We start from the raw sequence: 18,486 nt of genomic DNA, 5'->3' as shown, positions 1-18,486 counted from the left end.
GATAGTTGGCGAGAATCCGTTGGTCTTTGTCGTTCTCGCCTCTGGGATCGGCCCGGGCCGTACTCCTACGGTTGGTGACCGCACCGCCGATGACAAGGAGAGAATGCGATGCCGGGCCAGTTCGTGCTGTTCGACGGGTGCGATCCCCTGGGTGTTCTCACGCCGTGCGAGGCCCTGGGGGCGGCCGCGATGTTCGCGCGGACCCCCGGGTGCGCTCTCGCGACCGGCCTGCCCGGGCTCATGGGACGCGCCCGCCGCCCGCTGATCGGGGATCGGGCACGATGACGAAATTCCTCCTGACCGTTCACGTCCTCGCCGCGATCCTCGCGGTCGGCCCGGTCGCCGTGGCGGCGAGCATGTTTCCCGCCGCCGCACGTCGCTTGCCGGATCGGGGCGCGACGGATCGGGGCGCGACGGATCGGGGCACTGCGGACCAGGACGCGGCGGAGCAGGGCACACAGACCGGCGGCGTGGCCGCGCTCCGCGTCCTGCATCGCATCTGCCGCGTCTACGCCGTCGCGGGCCTGGCCGTACCGGTTTTCGGGTTCGCCACGGCGAGCAGCCTCGGCGTGCTGCGCGACGCGTGGGTGATCGCGTCCATCCTGCTCACCGCCGCGGCGGCCGGAGTCCTTACCCTGGCGGTCCTGCCGCGCCAGGACGCCGTCCTCGCCCGGCTCGCCGCCGGGGACTCCACGCCCGCCGACGCCGGCGGCGGGGTGGCGAGTCTCGCCATGCTGACCGGCGTCTTCAACCTGCTGTGGGCGGCCGTCACGGTGCTGATGATCGTCCGCCCCGGCTCGACCACGGGAGTCTGACCATGCCACGCCCTCATTCCGCCCTGCGCGTCGCCGCCGCCGTCGAGCTGGGGTCCCTGGCGGTCCTCCTGGCCAATCTGGCCACCGTGCACCTGCCGGCCGTCTCCTCGCTCGTCGGCCCCCTGCACGGCTGCGCATACCTGGTCGTCGTCGTGGCCGCCGTCCGCGACGCCGGATGCGACTTGACCGGCAAGGCGCTGGCCTGGCTACCGGGAATCGGCGGCCTTCTCGTCCTGCGGCGCCTCGCGCGCACGCCGCGGGCGAAGGCCGCCGCCGGCCCCCTGGGCTGAGGCGTCAGCTCACTCGGTGACCAGGCAGAACGGATGCCCCGCCGGGTCGAGGAAGACCGTCCAGCCGCCCTCGCCCGGCTGGTGCTCGTGCCTGACGGCCCCCAGGGCGAGCACCCGCTTCTCCGCCTCGGCGATGTCCTCCACGCTCAGGTCGAGGTGGAACTGCTGCGGGTGCTCGGCGGACGGCCAGACCGGGGGCACGTACTCGGGGACCCGCTGGAAGGCGATCCGGGTCTGGTCGCCGGCGAGCGTGACCCAGTCCTCCTCCTCGTCGGCGACGTCCCAGCCGAGCAGCCCGGCGTAGAAGCCGGCCAGTGCCTTCGGCTCCGGGCAGTCGAGCACGACCGAGTGCACACGTGCGACAGCGCTCATGGTGACCTCTTCTCCTCCGCGGTTGAACACCGGTGAAAACCTTATACTGGTGTCGCGGGTAATCGCCAGCCGCCGGGAACGCCCAAAAGCCCGCCCCCCTGCATGACCGGCTGGAGGGCATCGGGCAACATCTGTGACATGAGCGGAGCTTTCGACGATCTGCTGGACGCCAACGAGAAGTACGCCAGCACCTTCACCCACTCCGGGCTCACTGGCCGCGCGGCGCGTGGGCTCGCGGTCGTGACGTGCATGGACTCACGCATCGACCCGCTCGGGCTGCTCGGCCTGACCGCGGGCGACGCGAAGATCCTGCGCAACGCGGGCGCGCGGGTGACCGACGACGTGCTGCGGACCCTGGTCCTCGCCGTCTACCTGCTCGGCGTCGACCGTGTGCTGGTGATGCCGCACACCGACTGCCGGATGTCCAAGTCGACCGACGAGGACGTGCACAACCTCATCGCCGCCGACTACGGCGTCGACACCCGCAGCCTCGACTTCCAGACCGTCCCCGACCAGCGGGCCGCGCTGTGGCACGACATCACCCGCATCAAGTCCAGCCCCTACCTGCCCGATGACCTCGTTGTGGGCGGCGCGCTGTACGACGTGCACACGGGACGGCTCCAGCCCGTCGAGTTCTGAACCCCACCCCGTACGGCGGGCCGCCCGGTCTGCCGTACGGGGGCGGTTGGGCGCCTTCTCCCGACCATCGGCCGTCCCGGAACCGGAGCACCAGACTGCTACGTTGTCCTGGCCGACGACACGTGAGCTTTTCCCCGGTACCGCAACCGGTCCCGAGGCGCCCCCCAAGGAGCCCATATGCCCAGCCGCACTCCCTCCGCCTCCGGCGGCACGTCACGCCGGTCCTTCCGCCGCATCGCCATCCTGGTGATCCTCGCGCTCATCGTGGTCGGAGCGCCGTCTCTGATCGGCGCGTTCAGCGGGTTCGAGCGCACCAGCGGCGGCGAGGTGGCGGTCGTGCGCGACGGCGGGCCGCTCGACGACAACAAGGTTCGCCAGGTCATCGACCCGGGCTCTGGCGTGACCTGGATCGGCTGGTGGTCCCAGATGCACCGCTATCCGGCGCAGCAGCGGTTCTACACGATCACCTCCGACGCCGGCCACGGCGAGAGGTCCGGCGTCGACGTGGTCAACGTGCCGAGCGGCGACGGCGTCAACATGGGCATCGAGGGCACGCTCTACTTCGGCCTCAACCTCGACCACCAGACGCTGAAGTCGTTCGACGACAAGTTCGGCACGCGCAAGTTCCGCAGCACCAACGGCGGGACCTACTACCCCTGGGAGGGCGACGAGGGCTGGTCGGCCTTCCTCGACCAGATCATCCGGCCGGTGATCGACAACGACCTGCGCACCCAGATCAACAACTTCCGCTGCGCTCAACTGGTCTCCTCCTGCGCGCTCGTGCAGAACAACAGCGGCGGCCAGCAGACCGGAGGCGTGCCGCAGCAGGGCAACAACGCGAACATCGCCAAGATCCAGGAAGCGGTGAACACGAGCCTGGCCGAGGACCTCAAGGCGACCCTCGGCGCCGACTTCCTCACCGGCATCCACTTCAACCTCTCCCGGGTGACCCTGCCGACCGAGGTCCAGGAGGCGGTCAACCAGGCGCAGGCCGCGTTCGCGAAGGTCACCGAGGCGCAGGCGAAGGTCGCCCAGGCGCGCGCGGAGGCGGACGCCAACAAGGCCCGGCAGGACGGCTATAACAAGTGCCCCACATGCGCGGAGATCGAGAAGCTGAAGGCCCTGCCCCAGGGCATCACGGTGTACGCGCCGGGCAATACTGGAGGGGTCGCTCTGCCCACCAAGTAGGGAGCCGGACCCCCGATGCGCCTGCTCGCCCTTCCGGTGACACTCATCGTCATCGCCGTGCTCGTGTATCTGCTCGTGACGCTCGCCCGCGGCGGTAAACCGGCGTCCCGGCGCGAGGCGGCCGGCTCGGCCCGCTGGGAGACCGACACGGTCATGGAGAACGGGTGGACTTTGATCGTCGTACGCAAGGTGGCTCCCGGCCCCAACGGGCCGGTGGAGCTGACCAGGCAGACGGTCAAGGCCATCCGCGACGACGACCCCGCGTGGGACGACCTCTACCGGGAGGGCATGCTGGAGGCCCGCAACCGGGTCAGCACTCTGGAGATCGAGTCGGGCTGAGCCGGAGCAGACGCGAAGGCAGTTCGAGTTCGAGCTCGTGGCGGAGGGGGATGCCGTCGAGACCGATCTCGGGGATCGACGGCTTGAGTTCGCGCGAGCGTGCGACGGCGTCGCGGTGCACGGCGACGAGGTCGAAGCCATACCGCTGGTAGAAGCGCAGCGCGCGGAGGTTGTCGTTCGTCGTCACCAGCCACAGCCGAGCCGCGCCCCCGGCGCGCGCCGCTCCGGCCACGGCGTCGACGAGGGCGGTGCCCGCTCCGGCGCCTTCGCGTACGGAGTCGAGCGTGACGAGTTCGCACTCCCCGCCGGCGATTCTGTAGGTGGCGACGCCCGCGCGCTCCCCGTCGAGCAGCGCGACGAATCCGGGCAGCGCCGTCGTGTCGTGGGCGACGCCCCGGCTGACCGATACGACTCCTCCCCACCGCTCGGTGAACAACTCTCGCGTCCAGGGGATGTCCTCAGCGGTGAGCGGCCGCACGGTCGCATGGCTCTTCCGGTCGTGATCGAGTGATGTCATGAGATCCATGATCACAGATGACCGTCGGGCACTCTCGTATCACAGACGGTCATTATTCCTATTGACTTGGTAGGGATAACCGGCAAAAGTGGGGCCAGCGACTCGCGCGACCAGAAGGGACACCTCATGAGCGTCACCGACGAACTCCTCGCCAAGGCCGAGCGGTACGCCGCGGGCTTCGACAAGGGACACCTGCCGCTGCCCCCGGCACGCGGAGTGGCCGTCCTCGCCTGCATGGACGCACGGCTGAACGTGTACGGCCTGCTCGGGCTGACCGAGGGCGACGCTCACGTCATCCGCAACGCCGGCGGCGTGGTGACCGCGGACGAGCGGCGCAGCCTCGCCATCAGCCAGCGCCTGCTCGGCACGCGGGAGATCATCCTCATCCATCACACGGACTGCGGCATGCTGACCTTCACCGACGACGACTTCCGCCGGGGCATCCAGGCCGAGGTCGGGATCAAGCCTGACTGGGCCGCCGAGGCGTTCTCCGACCTCGACGCGGACGTCATCCAGTCGATCAACAGAATCACGGCCGACCCGTTCATCCCGCACAAGGACTCGGTGCGGGGGTTCGTCTACGAGGTCGAGACCGGGCGCCTGCGCGAGGTCAAGCCCTGACGCGACCTCCGGCTATCACACCTCACGCAGCCCGGAAAGGTCCGGAGCACACCAGAGAGCCCGGTCGGGGCAGGGGCCCGGCCGGAAGGGGGTTCACCGCCTTTCCCAGGCGACGCCAAGGTCTGCGGCAGCGCGACCGTGTGCGGATACTGGCCGATTGCGGACACCACCCGTCAGATCGGCCTGAGCCGACTCGGGTAGGGATGCATGCGTCCGCACCTCCTCCCCCAGGGAAGGGCGTCCCCTCGGTGCCCGGCGGTCGTCAGGCGTCGATGTGGTCGCGGTCCACCTCGGCGGCGCTGCCGATGATGAACTCGCGGCGCGGACCCACGTCGCTGCCCATGAGGAGGCTGAAGATGTGCTCGGCATCCTCCACGTCCTCGATCCGCACGCGGCGCAGGACGCGGTGGCGGGGGTCCATGGTCGTCTCGGCGAGCTGGTCGGCGTCCATCTCACCGAGGCCCTTGTAACGCTGCACGGGGTCCTTCCAGCGCTTGCCGCGCCGCTCCAGGTCGCGCAGGACCTTGTGCAGCTCCGCGTCGCTGTAGGTGTAGATGTACTTGTCCTGGCCCCGCCCGGGGTTGGTGACCTCGATGCGGTGCAGCGGCGGCACCGCGGCGAACACCCGCCCGGCCTCGACCATCGGCTTCATGTAGCGGTGGAAGAGCGTGAGCAGCAGGCAGCGGATGTGCGCGCCGTCCACGTCCGCGTCGGCCATCAGGATGATCTTGCCGTAGCGGGCCGACTCGATGTCGAACGAACGGCCGGACCCGGCGCCCACCACCTGGATGATCGCGGCGCACTCGGCGTTCTTGAGCATGTCGGCGACCGACGCCTTCTGCACGTTCAGGATCTTGCCCCGGATCGGCAGCAGCGCCTGGAACTCCGAGTCGCGGGCGAGCTTGGCCGTGCCCAGTGCGGAATCGCCCTCGACGATGAACAGCTCGCTGCGGTCGACGTCGTCACTGCGGCAGTCGACCAGCTTGGCGGGCAGCGCCGAGTTCTCCAGGGCCGACTTGCGCCGCTGGTTGTCGCGGTGCTCGCGGGCGGCGATGCGGGCCTTGGCCGCGGCCACGACCTTTTCGAGCACCGCGCGCAGTTGCTGCTTCTGCCCCCGCTTGGGGTTGGCGAACAGCGCCTTGAGCTCACGGGTGACCACATGGGCGACGATGCGGCTGGCCGCGGAGGTGCCGAGCACCTCCTTGGTCTGGCCCTCGAACTGCGGCTCGGGCACCCGCACGGTGACGACCGCGGTCAGCCCTTCGAGGATGTCCTCCTTGGTCACCGGCTCGTCGCCGTTCTTCAGCAGCCGGGTCTCCCTGAGCTGCTCGTTGATCGTGCGGACCAGCGCCCGTTCGAAGCCCGCGACGTGGGTGCCGCCCTTCGGCGTGGCGATCACGTTCACGAACGAGCGAACGGTCGTCTCGTAGCCCTTCCCCCAGCGGATCGCGACGTCGGCCGTGAGCTCCCGCTCGATCTCCGTCGGCGTCATGTGGCCCTGGTCGTCGAGCACGGGGACCGTCTCGTGGAAGTGGCCCTCGCCCTGCAGTCGCAGCACGTCGCACACGGCCTCGTCCCTGGACAGGAACTCGGTGAACTCGCTGATGCCGCCGTCGAAGCGGAACGTCTCCTCGACCGGCTCCTCGCCGCGGACGTCGCGCACCACGAGCGTGAGCCCCGGCACCAGGAAGGCCGTCTGGCGCAACCGCACATGGATCTCGTCGAGCGAGACCTCCGCCTCGGGCAGGAAGATCTGCCGGTCGGCCCAGAAGCGCACGCGGGTGCCGGTGGTGTTGCGCGGGGCCGGGCCGCCGTCGCGCAGGCCGGACTTCTTGCGGAACTTGGCGGTCGGGCCGTCGCCGTCGAACACGCCGGGCACGCCCCGGCGGAAGCTGATCTGGTGGACCTTGCCGTCGCGGTCGACCTCCACGTCGACACGCGAGGACAGCGCGTTGACCACCGAGGCGCCCACGCCGTGCAGACCGCCGGATGCGCCGTAGGATCCGCCGCCGAACTTGCCGCCCGCGTGGAGCTTCGTGTAGACGAGCTCTACGCCGGCCAGGCCGCTCTTGGGCTCGACGTCGACGGGAATGCCGCGCCCGTTGTCACGCACCTCGACCGAGCCGTCGGCGTGCAGCTCGACCTCGATCCGGGTGCAGTAGCCTCCGAGCGCCTCGTCGACCGCGTTGTCCACGATCTCCCACAGGCAGTGCATGAGGCCGCGCGTGTCCGTGGAGCCGATATACATCCCCGGGCGCTTGCGGACGGCCTCCAGGCCTTCCAGCACAGAGAGGTGACGGGCGGTGTACCCCGTCTCCGCGCGAACCGCAGTCACACCCAACTCCTACTTATCAATCGAACACGCGTACGCAGCTTAACGCCACTCATGTTTGTACGCGCACAAGCTTGCCAGGCGCAGCACAATGACCGGCACTTTCGCTGTGATCCCCGTCACTTTACGGATCATTCTGCTCTCGGCGTAGTCGCAGCATGATTGGGAAGGCCCGTATCCGGTTAGATGTTGTCCCAAGTGACTGACGCCAACGTCCCCACAGCGTGGGGCGACCCGAAAGGCGATACGTGACTGGAGCTCTCGCCCCCATCAAGCCGCTGACGGCCCTGGACCGGTGCGACCGGTGCGGTGCTCAGGCCTACATCCGCGCGACCCTGCCCGTGGGTGGGGAGTTGCTGTTCTGCGCCCACCACGGGCGTCAGCACGTGACTGTGCTGCGCGACAAAGGTGCTGAGATCCAGGACGAGTCGGCCCGACTCAGTGAATCCCCCGCGATCGCCCCTGACGGCGAGCGCTGACCCCATAGACGGCGTGCCGGAGCGCAGACGACGACGTCGGCTCCGCGCGCCGTCGCCATATAGGCCATCGGCATAAGCCGCCGACCCGGGCCGCCCGCCCGGCGCGACCGCCGTTCCCCGTTTCCCCCGGGGTCCGCGGCGGTGGCGCCGGCGGGTCAGGACCGCACCCGGTAGTGATAGCGGCCGGCGACGGCGAACCCCTCACGCTCGTAGAGCGCGCGGGCGCCGCCGTTGGCCTCCGTCACCACCAGGTACGCGCTGTCCGCGCCACACTGCCACCCCCACGCGAGCAGGGTGCGCAGCACGGCCGCGCCCAGCCCGCGCCGCCTGGCGTGCGGCTCGACCGCCATGCAGTAGATCCCGAGCCATCGCCCCTGCGGCACGCCCCTTCCCACCGCGCCCTCCTCGAGGAGGACGTACCCGGCGGGCACCCCGCCGAGGATGCGCTCACCCCACGTCCGCGCCGGGCCCTCCCCGGTGTCGCGATGGCGCCCGCCGTCCACGCTCCACCAGGTGCGCAGCCACCGTTCCGACGGCCGGTCCTCCACCGCCGCGCCGACGGCGGCCTCGTCTCCGGAAATCGGACTGGTCATCACCAGGGTGGGGTCCACGAGGCGATAGCCCCGGCGGCCGAGTTCGTCGTCGAGGCCCGGCGAGGCGCCCATGCCGACCGAGAACACGCAGGGCTGCCCGATGCCCGCGTAGAAGCGCTCGGCCCGGTCGACCGCCTCCGGCAGATCCGCGCGCTCTCCCAGCGGCAGCACCGAGTTGGCCCGTTTCGTCACACCGCCCGCGTGCCGGTAGACCCAGCCGCCGTCCTCGGCCCGTCCCGGCGCCGGCCATGCCGCGTCGACCAGCAGGTCGAACCGTGCGATTTCCGCATTCACCTCGCTCATCCGCCGCAGCCTAGTTGACCTGCGCTGCGCGGGTTTGGATCCCGTGTCCAGTTGACGCCGGGGTGGCCCCTGCCGGTATCGACACCTCCGGCTGGGACGCCCTCGCCACTTCGTGCAGGGCATCGCCATGACCGGGCGGAAGGGCTAGATCGCGTCTCCGGGCTCGGCCGGGGCGTAGCCGAGCACGTGCTCGCGGAGCAGGACGCCCACCTCGGGGTCGTCCCGCTCGAAGGCCTCCAGCAGGGGTTCGTGGTCGGCGACGTTCTCGTGCGGGTGCCGGAACAGGCGGATCGACAGGTGGGACCACACCTCGATGCCGAGCGACTCCCACACCGACAGCAGCACCTCGTTGCCCGAGGCTTTGACGATCTCCCGGTGGAAGGCCACGCCGTGCCGCACCTGATCGTGCAGGGAACCGCCGGCCACCGCGTCGCCCAGGCGGCCGAGGTGTGTGCGCAACGCCTCCACGGGAGGCCTGCCCAGCCGGACGGCCGTCTCCTCCAGGCCCGCCCTCACCTCGTACACTTCGCGGAGGTCGCTCCGGGTGAGCCCGCGGACCCGCGCGCCCTTGTTGGGCGACGACTCGATGAGCCTGAGCGCGTCCAACTCGCGCAGCGCCTCGCGCACCGGGGCCTGGCTGACGCCGAGTTCGGCCGCCATCCGCCGCTCCACGATGCGGTCCCCGGGCTTCCATCGACCATGCATCAGGCCGTCGAGTACCGTTTGCCGGATCTGGTCGCGAAGCGGCGATCGCAGGACGGGTTCCACGGGTCCGATGATAGGGGGCACCATACATCCTATGATCGATCATTAGGGTGTTTAATGGATTCATGGAAGAAGACCTGGACCCGCAGGAGACCGCCGAATGGCTCGAATCCCTCGAGGCGGTCCGCCGTGCAGCAGGCCCAGAACGGGCCGACTACCTGCTGAAGCGGCTGGCGACGACCACCCGCTACATCAACACCGTCCCCACCTCCGAGGAGCCCGGCTACCCCGGTGACCTGGAGCTGGAGGAACGCATCGCGGCGTACGACAGGTGGAACGCCGCAGCGATGATAACCAGGGGAAGCCGGCTGGGGCTCGGCGGCCACCTGGCGACCTACGCCTCGGCCGCCTGGCTGTACGAGGTGGGCTTCAACCACTTCTTCCAGGGCGGCCACGACCAGGTCTACTTCCAGGGCCATGCCTCCCCCGGCATCTACGCGCGGGCCTTCCTCGAGGGCAGGCTGAGCGAAGCCCAGCTCGACCTGTTCAGGCGCGAGCCCGAGGGCGGGCTCCCCTCGTACCCGCATCCGCGGTCCATGCCGGACTTCTGGCAGTTCCCCACCGTCTCCATGGGCCTCGGCCCGCTCAACGCGATCTATCAGGCCAGGTTCAACCGCTATCTGCACAATCGCGGCATCAAGGACACCTCGCGCAGCCACGTATGGGCCTTCCTCGGCGACGGCGAGATGGACGAGCCGGAGTCCACGGCCGCCATCACCCTGGCCGCCCGCGAAGGGCTCGACAACCTCACGTTCGTGATCAACTGCAACCTGCAGCGGCTCGACGGACCGGTGCGCGGCAACACCCGCATCGTGCAGGAGCTGGAGGGCGTCTTCAGGGGCGCGGGCTGGCACGTCGTCAAGGCGCTGTGGGGCCGGGAGTGGGACGGGCTGCTCGGCTCGGACGAACTGGTGGCCCGGCTGGGCGAGGTGCCGGACGGGCAGTTCCAGACGTTCGCCGCGTCGACGGGCGACTACATCAGGGAGCGGCTGTTCCACGGCCTGGACGTGCCGCACTCGGACGAGGACCTGCGGCGCATCGTCGGCGGATCCCGGGCCGGCCACGAGCCGCAGAAGGTGTACGCGGCCTACCGCAGGGCCCTCGACAACCGCGGCGCGCCCACGGTGATCCTCGTGCAGACCGTGAAGGGCTGGACCCTCGGTGCGGGCATCGAGGCGCGCAACGCCAACCACCAGATGAAGAAGCTCACCCAGGACGAGTTCCGCGCGCTGCGCGACCGGCTCGGCCTGCCGGTGCCGGACGAGGCGTTCGACGACGGCCTCCCGCCGTACATCCATCCCGGCCCGGACTCCCCGGAGGCACGGTACGCCGCCGAGCGGCGCCGCGCCCTGGGCGGGCCCGTCCCCCGCCGCACGGTCTCCCACACCCCGCTGCCCGCCCCGGGCGAGGCGCCGTTCAAGGCCCTGGAGAAGGGCTCGAAGCAGCCGGTCGCCACGACGATGGCCTTCGTCCGCCTGGTCAAGGACCTGATGAAGGAGCCGGAGACGGGACGCCGCTGGGTGCCGATCGTGCCCGACGAGGCCAGGACGTTCGGCATGGAGTCGCTGTTCCCCACCGCCAAGATCTACTCCCCCCTCGGCCAGCGCTACGAGTCCGTCGACCGGGACCTGCTGCTGGCGTACAAGGAGGCGACCGAGGGGCAGATCCTGCTTGAGGGCATCACCGAGGCCGGATCGATGGCGTCGTTCACGGCCGCGGCCTCCAGCTACGCCACCCACGGCGAAGCCATGATCCCCTTCTACATCTTCTACTCGATGTTCGGCTGGCAGCGCACCGGCGACCAGATGTGGGCGCTGGCCGACCAGCTCGGGCGCGGGTTCCTCGTCGGCGCCACCGCCGGCCGGACCACGATGACCGGGGAGGGCCTGCAGCACGCCGACGGCCACTCGCAGCTGCTCGCCTCCGCCAACCCGGCGTGCCTGGCCTACGATCCCGCCTTCGCCTACGAGGTGGGGACGATCGTGCGTGAGGGGCTCCGGCGCATGTACGGCCCCGGCGGCGAGGACGTGTTCTACTACCTGACCGTCTACAACGAGCCGATGCCGCAGCCCGCCATGCCCGAGGGCGTGGAGGAGGGCATCCTCCGGGGGATCTACCGGTACTCCGACGGTGGCGGCCAGGCCCACCTGCTGGCCAGCGGCACCGCGATCCACTGGGCGCTGGACGCGCAGCGGCTGCTCCGGGAGGAGTACGGCCTGGGTGTGGACGTGTGGTCGGTCACCTCCTGGAGCGAGCTGCGCCGCGACGCCATGGCCACCACGGGCGTGCCGTACATCCGGCAGGCCCTGGCCGGGACCGAGGGACCGGTGATCGCGGTCAGCGACTGGATGCGCGCGGTGCCGGACCAGATCAGCCCGTGGATCGACCGGCCCTGGACCTCGCTCGGCACCGACGGGTTCGGGCTGTCGGGCACCCGCGAGGCGGTCCGCAGGCACTTCGGCGTGGACCCGCGCTCGATCGCGGAGGCCGTGCTCAAGGCGGTGGACACCGGCCGCGAGTGAGCGACGCCACCCTTCAGGGGCTGCGCCCCGATCGGGAGAGTTTCCCGGTCGGGGCGCAGTAGGCTGCGAAACCGTGCTCATCCTGCTTCCGCCCTCGGAGGGGAAGGCCGAGCGGGGCACCTCCACCGTCCGCCGGCTCGGCTTCCCCGAACTCGCCTCCCCGCGCGAGAAGGTCCTCGACGCCCTCGTCTCGCTCTGCCGGACGCCCGAGGCGCGCGACGTGCTCGGCCTGTCGGAGGGGCAGGCCGGCGAGATCGAGCGCAACCTGGCGCTTCCCACGGCGCGCACCCTGCCCGTCGCCGCCCTCTACACGGGCGTGCTGTACGACAATCTGGGCCTGGCCACCCTCTCCCCCGAGGCCCGGCGGCGGGCCGACCGCAGAATCGTCGTGTTCTCGGCGCTGTGGGGCCTGCTGCGCCCGTCCGACCGCGTGCCGCCCTACCGGTTGTCCATGGGCGTACGGCTGCCGCCCATGGGCGGCCTGGCCGCGTTCTGGCGGCCGTCGATCAGTGCGGTGCTCGACGCGACGAAGGGGCTCGTGGTGGACATGCGCTCCGCGACGTACGCCGCCGCCTGGCAGCCCGGCGAACGCGGCGTGGCCGTGCGGGTGCTGCGGGAGGCGGCCGGAAAGCGGACCGTCGTCAGCCACATGGCGAAGGCCACCCGGGGCGTGGTCGCCCGCGCGCTCGTCGAGACCCCCGACCGGCCCCGCACGGCCGGGGATCTGGCCGACCTGCTGACCGGCCTCGGGCATCGGGTGGAACTGGCCGCGCCGGCCGGCCGGGGAAGGCCGCGGACCCTCGACGTGATCGTGGACGAGTGAGTCAGAGGTTGAGCCGGGCGCAGGCCCGGCGATACTGCTGCCCGGGATCGCCGAGATGCGACCAGGGCAGCCGGCTGAAGCGGCCGCCCGTCCTGGCGAGATGCCCGCGCGCCGGACGCCGGAGGTCGGACAGGTAGAAGGCGGCGCCGAAGATGTTGTGCGCCTCGACCGAGCGCGGGTGCGCCCCGCCGAGACGCCGCTCCGCCCAGTGGCCGGCGGCCGAGACGATGTCGCGCTGCGCCTCGAAGGAGAACCAGCCGCCCCGCGACATGGGGGTGCGCGCGGCGGCGACGATCTCGAAGTGGGCCAGCGGCACGAGTGCCGGGAGCGGACTGCCCTCCGGGGCGTGCGCGGCGGCCGAGCGGGCGAAGCCGAGCATCTCCCCGGCGGTTCCGCCCCAGCCGGGCGACAGGGTGATCAGGCGGGCCATGGCCCCCGAATACAGCGTCGGCCACCGGCGGGAGCATTCGTACCAGACCGCGTCCTTGTCGGTGCGCGGCCGGTCCAGCCCGATCGCCAGCCACATCAGGCACTCCCACGGCACCGGATCACTCCGCGCGATCCCCGCCGCCGTCAGCAGCGGCTGCCTGGCCTGTTCCATCGCCGACCGGTAGGCGTGCTGCCGGTCCGCCTGCACCGCCCTGGCCCGCACGTCGGGCCGCAGATCCCAGGCCTCCTCCAGGCGGGCCCGGCCGAGCCACAGCCAGAGGTCGGGATTGCCCTGGTCGTAGGCGAGCATCGCCTCTATCGACCGGCTCGCTCCGGCGACGGTGCGCGACAGCGCCTCCACCCGCAGCGACCGCGTCTCCGGGTCGCCCCTGCTGTCCGCGAGGACGGCCGCGGCCGGTCTGAGGTCGCCCCGGGAGGCGGCCTCGACCGCCTCGTCGAGCATGGTGTCCGCCCAAGGGCGGTCCGGGATCACTCGTGGCCCCCGAGCACGCGCCCGATCCACTTCGATCACTCCCATGAGGCGCGAGCCTAGGAGCGTCGCCATGCTCGTGGCGCTACCGCGAGGTTACGTCGGTGTTAAGTCGTCTCCCTTGGATCGTCCGCCTACTGCGGGACGCTCCTACACGTCAACGTCCCCCCGGCCGGTGGTGCGTGGCCGGGGGGACGATCGACTGGTGACGTCAGTCCAGGTAGTCGCGCAGCACCTGGGAACGGGACGGGTGGCGCAGCTTCGACATGGTCTTGGACTCGATCTGGCGGATCCGCTCGCGGGTCACGCCGTAGACCTTCCCGATCTCGTCGAGGGTCTTCGGCTGCCCGTCGGTGAGGCCGAACCGCATCGACACCACGCCCGCCTCCCGCTCCGACAGCGTGTCGAGAACGGAGTGCAGCTGCTCCTGCAGCAGCGTGAAGCTCACGGCGTCGGCCGGGACGATGGCCTCGGAGTCCTCGATGAGGTCGCCGAACTCGCTGTCGCCCTCCTCACCCAGCGGAGTGTGCAGGGAGATCGGCTCGCGGCCGTACTTCTGCACCTCGATGACCTTCTCAGGGGTCATGTCGAGCTCGCGGGCCAGCTCCTCCGGCGTGGGCTCGCGGCCGAGGTCCTGCAGCATCTGCCGCTGGACGCGGGCCAGCTTGTTGATCACCTCGACCATGTGGACCGGGATGCGGATGGTCCGCGCCTGGTCGGCCATGGCCCGAGTGATCGCCTGCCGGATCCACCAGGTGGCGTACGTGGAGAACTTGTAGCCCTTGGTGTAGTCGAACTTCTCGACCGCGCGGATCAGGCCCAGGTTGCCCTCCTGGATCAGGTCCAGGAACAGCATGCCGCGGCCGGTGTACCGCTTGGCCAGCGAGACCACGAGCCGGAGGTTGGCCTCCAGCAGGTGGTTCTTGGCGCGGTGGCCGTCCTCGGCAATCCACTCCAGCTCGGCGCGGACATCGACGGGCAGGCTGTCGACCTCCTGGGCGAGCTGCTCCTCGGCGAACAGGCCGGCCTCGATCCGCTTGGCGAGCTCGACCTCCTGCTCGGCGTTGAGCAGCGGCACCTTGCCGATCTGCTTGAGGTAGTCCTTCACCGGGTCGGCGGTGGCGCCGGCCGCCGCCACCTGGGCGACGGGCGCGTCGTCATCGTCGTCGGTGAGGATCAGCACCTCGTCCTCGGACTGGACGAGCGCCTCGGCCTTGGGCTCTTCGCCCTCGGCCTCCCCCTCGGACTCGGTGTCGGACTCTTCGGTCTCCGCCTCGGAGTCGATCTCGACGTCCTCGACCTCGATGTCGAAGTCCTCGATGTCGACGTCACCTTCGAGGTCGATGTCCTCGTCGTCCTCGGCGATGTCGGCGGACTTCGGCTTGGAGTCGGCCTTGGGCGCCTTACCCTCGGGACCCGCGGTGGGGGCCTCCGGCTTGGCGGGCGCGGCCTTCTTCGGCGGAGCGGGCTTGGCCGGGGCCTTGGCGGCGGGCGGCGCGGGCTTGGCCGGCGCGGGCTTCTTCGGCCCCGGCTTGGCGGCCGGTGCGGAGTCGGTCACCACGGCGGTCACGGTCTCCGGCTGCGACTCCTTGGCCGCCGCGGATTTGGTGGTCTTCTTGACGGGCGCGGTGGTGCGGCGCTTGGCTTGACCTCGAGAACGCTTGGGAGCCGCGGAGTCGGCGGCCGTCACCACGACGGTCACACCCTCCTTGCTGAGGCTGCGCAGGAATCCAGCGGCTTGCGACATCGGGATGTCCGCTTCCTCGAAGGCCTTGCGGACATCCTCGGACTCGAGGAAACCCTGCGAGCGCCCACGCTCGAGGAGCTGCTGAATCACTGGCTCGTTCAGCTCCGACGGCTTCGAGCGAGTCGAACTTGCAGGCGACACGAACACCTCTCGAACGAACGCATGGCGAGAATGGACCCAGGTGCTTCTTCTTTTCCGGTGGTGAGGTCGCGCAGACCGCGACATGCCATTGTGGCACGCCACGGTACGTGATACGGCCGCGTCCCGCCGGTTGCTCCTCCACCCTAGGCCGACCGAGACACTAGTGCGTACGGAAGGAGGTCACTGATACCCGAAAGCAACCGTTATGCCTGATTCATTCAGTCACTCTTCGTGGCCGGTGGCACGTGGACCGCGAGTACCGTTACATCATCGTCCTGTTCATACCCGGACAGCATGTGGTCCACCAGGAAATCGAGCAGCATATTCGGGCTGCTCAGGACCTCCGGGGGCGCTTCGGCCACGACGGACGAAAGCTCCCTGAGTCCGGCGTCCAGCCCGCGCTTGCGGTTCTCCACCAGGCCGTCCGAGTACAGAACGGCGGTGTGACCCGGCGGCACGCAGAACCGGAACTGCTTGCGGCTCGTGGCCCAGCCGAGCGGAGTGCCCGGCTCGGTCTCGTGCAGCAGCCCGACGCCCTGCGGCGAGACCAGCAGCGGCGGCGGGTGACCGGCCAGGGCCAGCGTGCCCTCCCCGGTCCCGGGCTCGACGACCATGTACGCCAGGGTGGTGACCTGCTCCTCCTCCTCGGTCGCCTCGAAGACGCGGTCGAGCCCCGTCAGCACCGCGGCCGGGGGCGGGTTGGTCAGCGCGAGCGCGCGCATGGCGTTGCGGATCCGGCCCATGCCGGCGGCGGCCTTGACGCCCTTGCCCATGACGTCGCCCACCACGGCCGCCACCCGGCCGTCCTGCAGGACGAACGCGTCGTACCAGTCGCCGCCCACCTGCACGTGACGGGAGCCGGAGCGGAAGCGGTAGGCGAGGGTCATCCCCCGCACCACCGGCAGGCGCTCGGGCAGCAGGCTGCGCTGCAGCGTCTCGGCCGTCTTGTGCTCGCGCTCGAAGAGCGTGGCCCGCTCGACCGCGAGGGCGCACTGCCCGGCGAGAGCCTCCAGGAAGACGCCGTCTTCCTGCGAGATCTTCTGGGTCCGCGTGAACGAGAACCGCAGCGCGCCGAGCGCCCGCCCGGCCGCCAGCAGCGGCAGGCCCACCCAGGCCCGCTCGTCCGTCTGGGTGAGGAAGCCGGAGATCTGCGCCTCGTCGGCGCCCGCGTCCACGAGCTGGGCGCGCAGGCTGTCCGGCGACTCGGCGAAGACCGGGCGGCGGCTGTTGACCGCCATCGTCATCACGTTGGGGTTCGCGAGGTCGATCTCCTCGCCCCGGTTGTCCGGGGTGCCGCCGCTGCTGATCAGCTTCAGCGTCGCCCGATCCAGGTCGAGCAGGGCCACGGACGAGTGGTCGGCGGCGAGGGCCGTACGGCCGACGTCGATGATGACCTGCACCACCTGCTCGACGGTGAGCGCCTCGGCGAGCTGGGCGGTCGCGCCCTGGAGGCGGGCGGTGCGCAGCGCGGCGGCGCCGAGCTGGTCGGTGAGGCGGCCGCGCATCTCCTCGGCCTCGCGCTGCGGCGTGACGTCGGTGTTCGCCCCGACCCACTCCACCACGCGGCCGTGCCTGATGATGGGCACGGCCCGCACCTCGAAGTGCCGGTAGCCGCTGGCCCGGGTGCGCACCCGGTAGCTCCACTCGAACATCGTCCGGCCGCGCAGCGCCTCGCGCCACGCCTCCTCGGTGCCGGGGCGGTCGTCCGGGTGCACCGCGTCCAGCCACCCGTGCGCGAGGTACTCCTCCAGCCCCTGGCCGGTGATGGCCCGCCACTGGGGCGCGTCCTCGGCGACCGCGCCGCTGGGCGATGTGATCCACACGAGCTGCTGCTGCGACTCCACCAGCGAGCGATAGCGCTCCTCGCTGCGCTCCAGCACCTCCTCGTTCAGCTGCCGCTCGGTCACGTCCACGCCGAAGAACGCCGTCCCGACGACGCCGTCGTCGCCGCGCATCGGGTAGAACGACACCGTCCAGTGACGGGTGTCGCCGTTCCCAGCGCGGGTCCTGATCCGCTGGTCGGTGACCGGCAGCGACTCGTCGGCGATCCGGCGCAGCGCCCCATCGATCATGGTGGTCAGGTCGGCCGGCAGCAGCTCGGACGGTTGGCGGTCAAGATGCAACTCGACAGGATGGCCGGTCAGCTCGGTAAAGGTGGAGTTGACCCGGACGAAACGCCCATCCGGGTTGAAAAATGCGAAGGCAAACGGCGCCTCCGACATCAGGCCTCTGAAGAGGTCGGAGTCTGATATGTCCAAACCGGGCTCCCGGGGCCGGGGCACGGAGGTTTCGGCGCTCATGGTCGGCACCTCCGTCGCGTGCCAGCGTCTCCCACGAGGCACATCTCCATAACTGTGATTGGTAGCGCAGATCTGCCCTACATCATGGGCGATCGGCATGCGCGGACGGAAGCCCCGCCCGCCATGCGGTCAACGCATCCTGTCAAAAGACCGGCGTCTCGCGCAGGAGGATCCGGCCTACTTCTTGGCCGCCCGCTTCGCTTCCTGCTTGGTCGCGCGGACCAACTGCAGGCTCTCGGCGTCGACGACGTCGGCCACCGACCGGTGCACCCCCTCCTCGCCGTACGGCCCGGCCGCCTCACGCCAGCCGTCCGGGCGCACGCCGCACTGCTTGCCCAGCAGGGCCAGGAAGATCTGGGCCTTCTGCCGGCCGAATCCGGGGAGGGCCAGCAGCCGGCGCAGCAGCCCGGCACCGTCGCGGACATCCTGCCACACCTTCTCGGCCGAGCCGTCGTAATGCTCGACGAGATAGGTCGCGAGCGCCTGGACGCGGGCCGCCATGGCCTTCGGATAACGGTGGACCGCAGGCGTCGCCGCGAGCAGAGCCGCGAATTGCTCAGGATCATAAGAGGCGATCTCACGCGCGTCCAGGTCGCGGCCGAGCCGGTCGGCGATCGTACGGGGCCCCGCGAAGGCCCGCTCGAGCGGCACCTGCTGGTCGAGCAGCATGCCGATGAGCAGTGCGAGGGGGCTGCGGCCGAGCAGCTCGTCGGCCTCGGGATCCTGGGCGAGCCGGATGCGCATGGGATCAGCTTCCCACGCGGCGGCCCGCCAAGGCTTG

At 70.5% G+C, this 18,486-nt stretch carries 19 protein-coding genes; 10 read left to right on the top strand and 9 right to left on the bottom strand.

Annotated elements, in window-relative coordinates:
* The first annotated feature begins 108 nt into the window (after positions 1 to 108).
* From BXA11_RS43050 to BXA11_RS11300, 3 genes are read left to right on the top strand one after another with little or no spacing between them, the layout of a single operon-like run.
* Positions 109 to 285, top strand: coding sequence for a hypothetical protein (locus tag BXA11_RS43050; protein ID WP_159454762.1), 177 nt, complete (start codon positions 109 to 111; stop codon positions 283 to 285).
* Positions 282 to 815 (top strand): hypothetical protein, encoded by a 534-nt coding sequence (locus tag BXA11_RS11305; protein ID WP_076434457.1) that lies wholly within the window; start codon positions 282 to 284, stop codon positions 813 to 815. Before BXA11_RS43050 ends, BXA11_RS11305 begins: the two co-directional genes overlap by 4 nt.
* Positions 816 to 817: 2 nt before the next feature.
* Positions 818 to 1,105, top strand: coding sequence for a DUF3817 domain-containing protein (locus BXA11_RS11300; protein ID WP_076434456.1), 288 nt, complete (start codon positions 818 to 820; stop codon positions 1,103 to 1,105).
* A gap of 9 nt (positions 1,106 to 1,114) precedes the next feature.
* On the opposite strand, the gene BXA11_RS11295 is transcribed toward BXA11_RS11300, so the two are convergent.
* The gene (locus BXA11_RS11295) at positions 1,115 to 1,477 is read right to left on the bottom strand and encodes a VOC family protein (RefSeq protein WP_076434557.1); all 363 of its coding nucleotides are present in this window, start codon (positions 1,475 to 1,477) and stop codon (positions 1,115 to 1,117) included.
* A gap of 138 nt (positions 1,478 to 1,615) precedes the next feature.
* Between BXA11_RS11295 and BXA11_RS11290 the strand changes: the two genes are divergently transcribed.
* The 3 genes from BXA11_RS11290 to BXA11_RS11280 all read left to right on the top strand — a co-directional run bounded on the left by BXA11_RS11290 (position 1,616) and on the right by BXA11_RS11280 (position 3,643).
* A complete protein-coding gene (locus BXA11_RS11290; RefSeq protein WP_030505702.1) occupies positions 1,616 to 2,116 on the top strand; it encodes a beta-class carbonic anhydrase in 501 nt (166 codons plus the stop codon).
* Positions 2,117 to 2,293: 177 nt separating this feature from the next.
* Positions 2,294 to 3,304: an SPFH domain-containing protein gene (locus BXA11_RS11285; RefSeq protein ID WP_076434455.1), complete on the top strand. Its 1,011-nt coding sequence runs from the start codon at positions 2,294 to 2,296 to the stop codon at positions 3,302 to 3,304.
* Between the two features lie 15 nt (positions 3,305 to 3,319).
* The gene (locus BXA11_RS11280) at positions 3,320 to 3,643 is read left to right on the top strand and encodes a hypothetical protein (protein WP_076434454.1); all 324 of its coding nucleotides are present in this window, start codon (positions 3,320 to 3,322) and stop codon (positions 3,641 to 3,643) included.
* Here the strand turns inward: BXA11_RS11280 and BXA11_RS11275 are convergent.
* Entirely contained in the window at positions 3,615 to 4,160 is a 546-nt protein-coding gene (locus tag BXA11_RS11275) for a GNAT family N-acetyltransferase (protein ID WP_076434556.1), read from the bottom strand. The genes BXA11_RS11280 and BXA11_RS11275 overlap by 29 nt on opposite strands.
* A gap of 126 nt (positions 4,161 to 4,286) precedes the next feature.
* Between BXA11_RS11275 and BXA11_RS11270 the strand changes: the two genes are divergently transcribed.
* The gene (locus tag BXA11_RS11270) at positions 4,287 to 4,781 is read left to right on the top strand and encodes a beta-class carbonic anhydrase (RefSeq protein ID WP_076434453.1); all 495 of its coding nucleotides are present in this window, start codon (positions 4,287 to 4,289) and stop codon (positions 4,779 to 4,781) included.
* Between the two features lie 262 nt (positions 4,782 to 5,043).
* On the opposite strand, the gene BXA11_RS11265 is transcribed toward BXA11_RS11270, so the two are convergent.
* Positions 5,044 to 7,116, bottom strand: coding sequence for a DNA gyrase/topoisomerase IV subunit B (locus BXA11_RS11265; RefSeq protein ID WP_083744146.1), 2,073 nt, complete (start codon positions 7,114 to 7,116; stop codon positions 5,044 to 5,046).
* Between the two features lie 245 nt (positions 7,117 to 7,361).
* Between BXA11_RS11265 and BXA11_RS11260 the strand changes: the two genes are divergently transcribed.
* On the top strand, positions 7,362 to 7,592 hold the full coding sequence (locus BXA11_RS11260; protein ID WP_030505707.1) for a DUF7455 domain-containing protein: 231 nt from the start codon (positions 7,362 to 7,364) through the stop codon (positions 7,590 to 7,592).
* A gap of 155 nt (positions 7,593 to 7,747) precedes the next feature.
* Here the strand turns inward: BXA11_RS11260 and BXA11_RS11255 are convergent, their stop codons facing one another.
* Positions 7,748 to 8,488 (bottom strand): GNAT family N-acetyltransferase, encoded by a 741-nt coding sequence (locus tag BXA11_RS11255; RefSeq protein ID WP_239104932.1) that lies wholly within the window; start codon positions 8,486 to 8,488, stop codon positions 7,748 to 7,750.
* A gap of 144 nt (positions 8,489 to 8,632) precedes the next feature.
* Positions 8,633 to 9,280 (bottom strand): GntR family transcriptional regulator, encoded by a 648-nt coding sequence (locus tag BXA11_RS11250; RefSeq protein WP_076434450.1) that lies wholly within the window; start codon positions 9,278 to 9,280, stop codon positions 8,633 to 8,635.
* A 38-nt stretch (positions 9,281 to 9,318) separates the two neighbouring features.
* Here BXA11_RS11250 and aceE point away from each other — a divergent pair, with 38 nt between their 5' ends.
* Together aceE and BXA11_RS11240 are read left to right on the top strand one after the other, a co-directional pair.
* A complete protein-coding gene (gene aceE, locus BXA11_RS11245; RefSeq protein ID WP_030505710.1) occupies positions 9,319 to 11,775 on the top strand; it encodes a pyruvate dehydrogenase (acetyl-transferring), homodimeric type in 2,457 nt (818 codons plus the stop codon).
* Positions 11,776 to 11,848: 73 nt separating this feature from the next.
* Entirely contained in the window at positions 11,849 to 12,598 is a 750-nt protein-coding gene (locus BXA11_RS11240) for a YaaA family protein (RefSeq protein WP_030505711.1), read from the top strand.
* 1 nt (position 12,599) lies between these two features.
* On the opposite strand, the gene BXA11_RS11235 is transcribed toward BXA11_RS11240, so the two are convergent.
* The 4 genes from BXA11_RS11235 to BXA11_RS11220 all read right to left on the bottom strand — a co-directional run bounded on the left by BXA11_RS11235 (position 12,600) and on the right by BXA11_RS11220 (position 18,449).
* Positions 12,600 to 13,565 carry a hypothetical protein gene (locus BXA11_RS11235; protein WP_076434449.1) on the bottom strand — a complete coding sequence of 322 codons (966 nt, stop codon included), beginning with the start codon at positions 13,563 to 13,565 and terminating at the stop codon, positions 12,600 to 12,602.
* A 163-nt stretch (positions 13,566 to 13,728) separates the two neighbouring features.
* Positions 13,729 to 15,405, bottom strand: coding sequence for an RNA polymerase sigma factor (locus BXA11_RS11230; RefSeq protein ID WP_076434555.1), 1,677 nt, complete (start codon positions 15,403 to 15,405; stop codon positions 13,729 to 13,731).
* A 218-nt stretch (positions 15,406 to 15,623) separates the two neighbouring features.
* On the bottom strand, positions 15,624 to 17,705 hold the full coding sequence (locus BXA11_RS11225) for a SpoIIE family protein phosphatase (RefSeq protein ID WP_076434448.1): 2,082 nt from the start codon (positions 17,703 to 17,705) through the stop codon (positions 15,624 to 15,626).
* Positions 17,706 to 17,882: 177 nt separating this feature from the next.
* On the bottom strand, positions 17,883 to 18,449 hold the full coding sequence (locus tag BXA11_RS11220) for an HhH-GPD-type base excision DNA repair protein (RefSeq protein WP_030505715.1): 567 nt from the start codon (positions 18,447 to 18,449) through the stop codon (positions 17,883 to 17,885).
* Positions 18,450 to 18,486: the final 37 nt, after the last annotated feature.

It is taken from the genome of Microbispora rosea (assembly GCF_900156315.1).
Classification (GTDB): domain Bacteria; phylum Actinomycetota; class Actinomycetes; order Streptosporangiales; family Streptosporangiaceae; genus Microbispora; species Microbispora rosea.
This window is presented reverse-complemented; position numbering and strand designations above follow the sequence as displayed.

What these genes read in the sequence shown, in the direction of transcription:
- BXA11_RS43050 (WP_159454762.1), top strand. Translation starts at nt 109, where the DNA reads ATGCCGGGCCAGTTCGTGCTGTTCGACGGGTGCGATCCCCTGGGTGTT.
- BXA11_RS11305 (WP_076434457.1), top strand. Translation starts at nt 282, where the DNA reads ATGACGAAATTCCTCCTGACCGTTCACGTCCTCGCCGCGATCCTCGCG.
- BXA11_RS11300 (WP_076434456.1), top strand. Translation starts at nt 818, where the DNA reads ATGCCACGCCCTCATTCCGCCCTGCGCGTCGCCGCCGCCGTCGAGCTG.
- BXA11_RS11295 (WP_076434557.1), bottom strand. Translation starts at nt 1,477, where the DNA reads ATGAGCGCTGTCGCACGTGTGCACTCGGTCGTGCTCGACTGCCCGGAG.
- BXA11_RS11290 (WP_030505702.1), top strand. Translation starts at nt 1,616, where the DNA reads ATGAGCGGAGCTTTCGACGATCTGCTGGACGCCAACGAGAAGTACGCC.
- BXA11_RS11285 (WP_076434455.1), top strand. Translation starts at nt 2,294, where the DNA reads ATGCCCAGCCGCACTCCCTCCGCCTCCGGCGGCACGTCACGCCGGTCC.
- BXA11_RS11280 (WP_076434454.1), top strand. Translation starts at nt 3,320, where the DNA reads ATGCGCCTGCTCGCCCTTCCGGTGACACTCATCGTCATCGCCGTGCTC.
- BXA11_RS11275 (WP_076434556.1), bottom strand. Translation starts at nt 4,160, where the DNA reads ATGACATCACTCGATCACGACCGGAAGAGCCATGCGACCGTGCGGCCG.
- BXA11_RS11270 (WP_076434453.1), top strand. Translation starts at nt 4,287, where the DNA reads ATGAGCGTCACCGACGAACTCCTCGCCAAGGCCGAGCGGTACGCCGCG.
- BXA11_RS11255 (WP_239104932.1), bottom strand. Translation starts at nt 8,488, where the DNA reads ATGAGCGAGGTGAATGCGGAAATCGCACGGTTCGACCTGCTGGTCGAC.
- BXA11_RS11250 (WP_076434450.1), bottom strand. Translation starts at nt 9,280, where the DNA reads ATGGTGCCCCCTATCATCGGACCCGTGGAACCCGTCCTGCGATCGCCG.
- aceE (WP_030505710.1), top strand. Translation starts at nt 9,319, where the DNA reads ATGGAAGAAGACCTGGACCCGCAGGAGACCGCCGAATGGCTCGAATCC.
- BXA11_RS11235 (WP_076434449.1), bottom strand. Translation starts at nt 13,565, where the DNA reads ATGGGAGTGATCGAAGTGGATCGGGCGCGTGCTCGGGGGCCACGAGTG.
- BXA11_RS11225 (WP_076434448.1), bottom strand. Translation starts at nt 17,705, where the DNA reads ATGAGCGCCGAAACCTCCGTGCCCCGGCCCCGGGAGCCCGGTTTGGAC.
- BXA11_RS11220 (WP_030505715.1), bottom strand. Translation starts at nt 18,449, where the DNA reads ATGCGCATCCGGCTCGCCCAGGATCCCGAGGCCGACGAGCTGCTCGGC.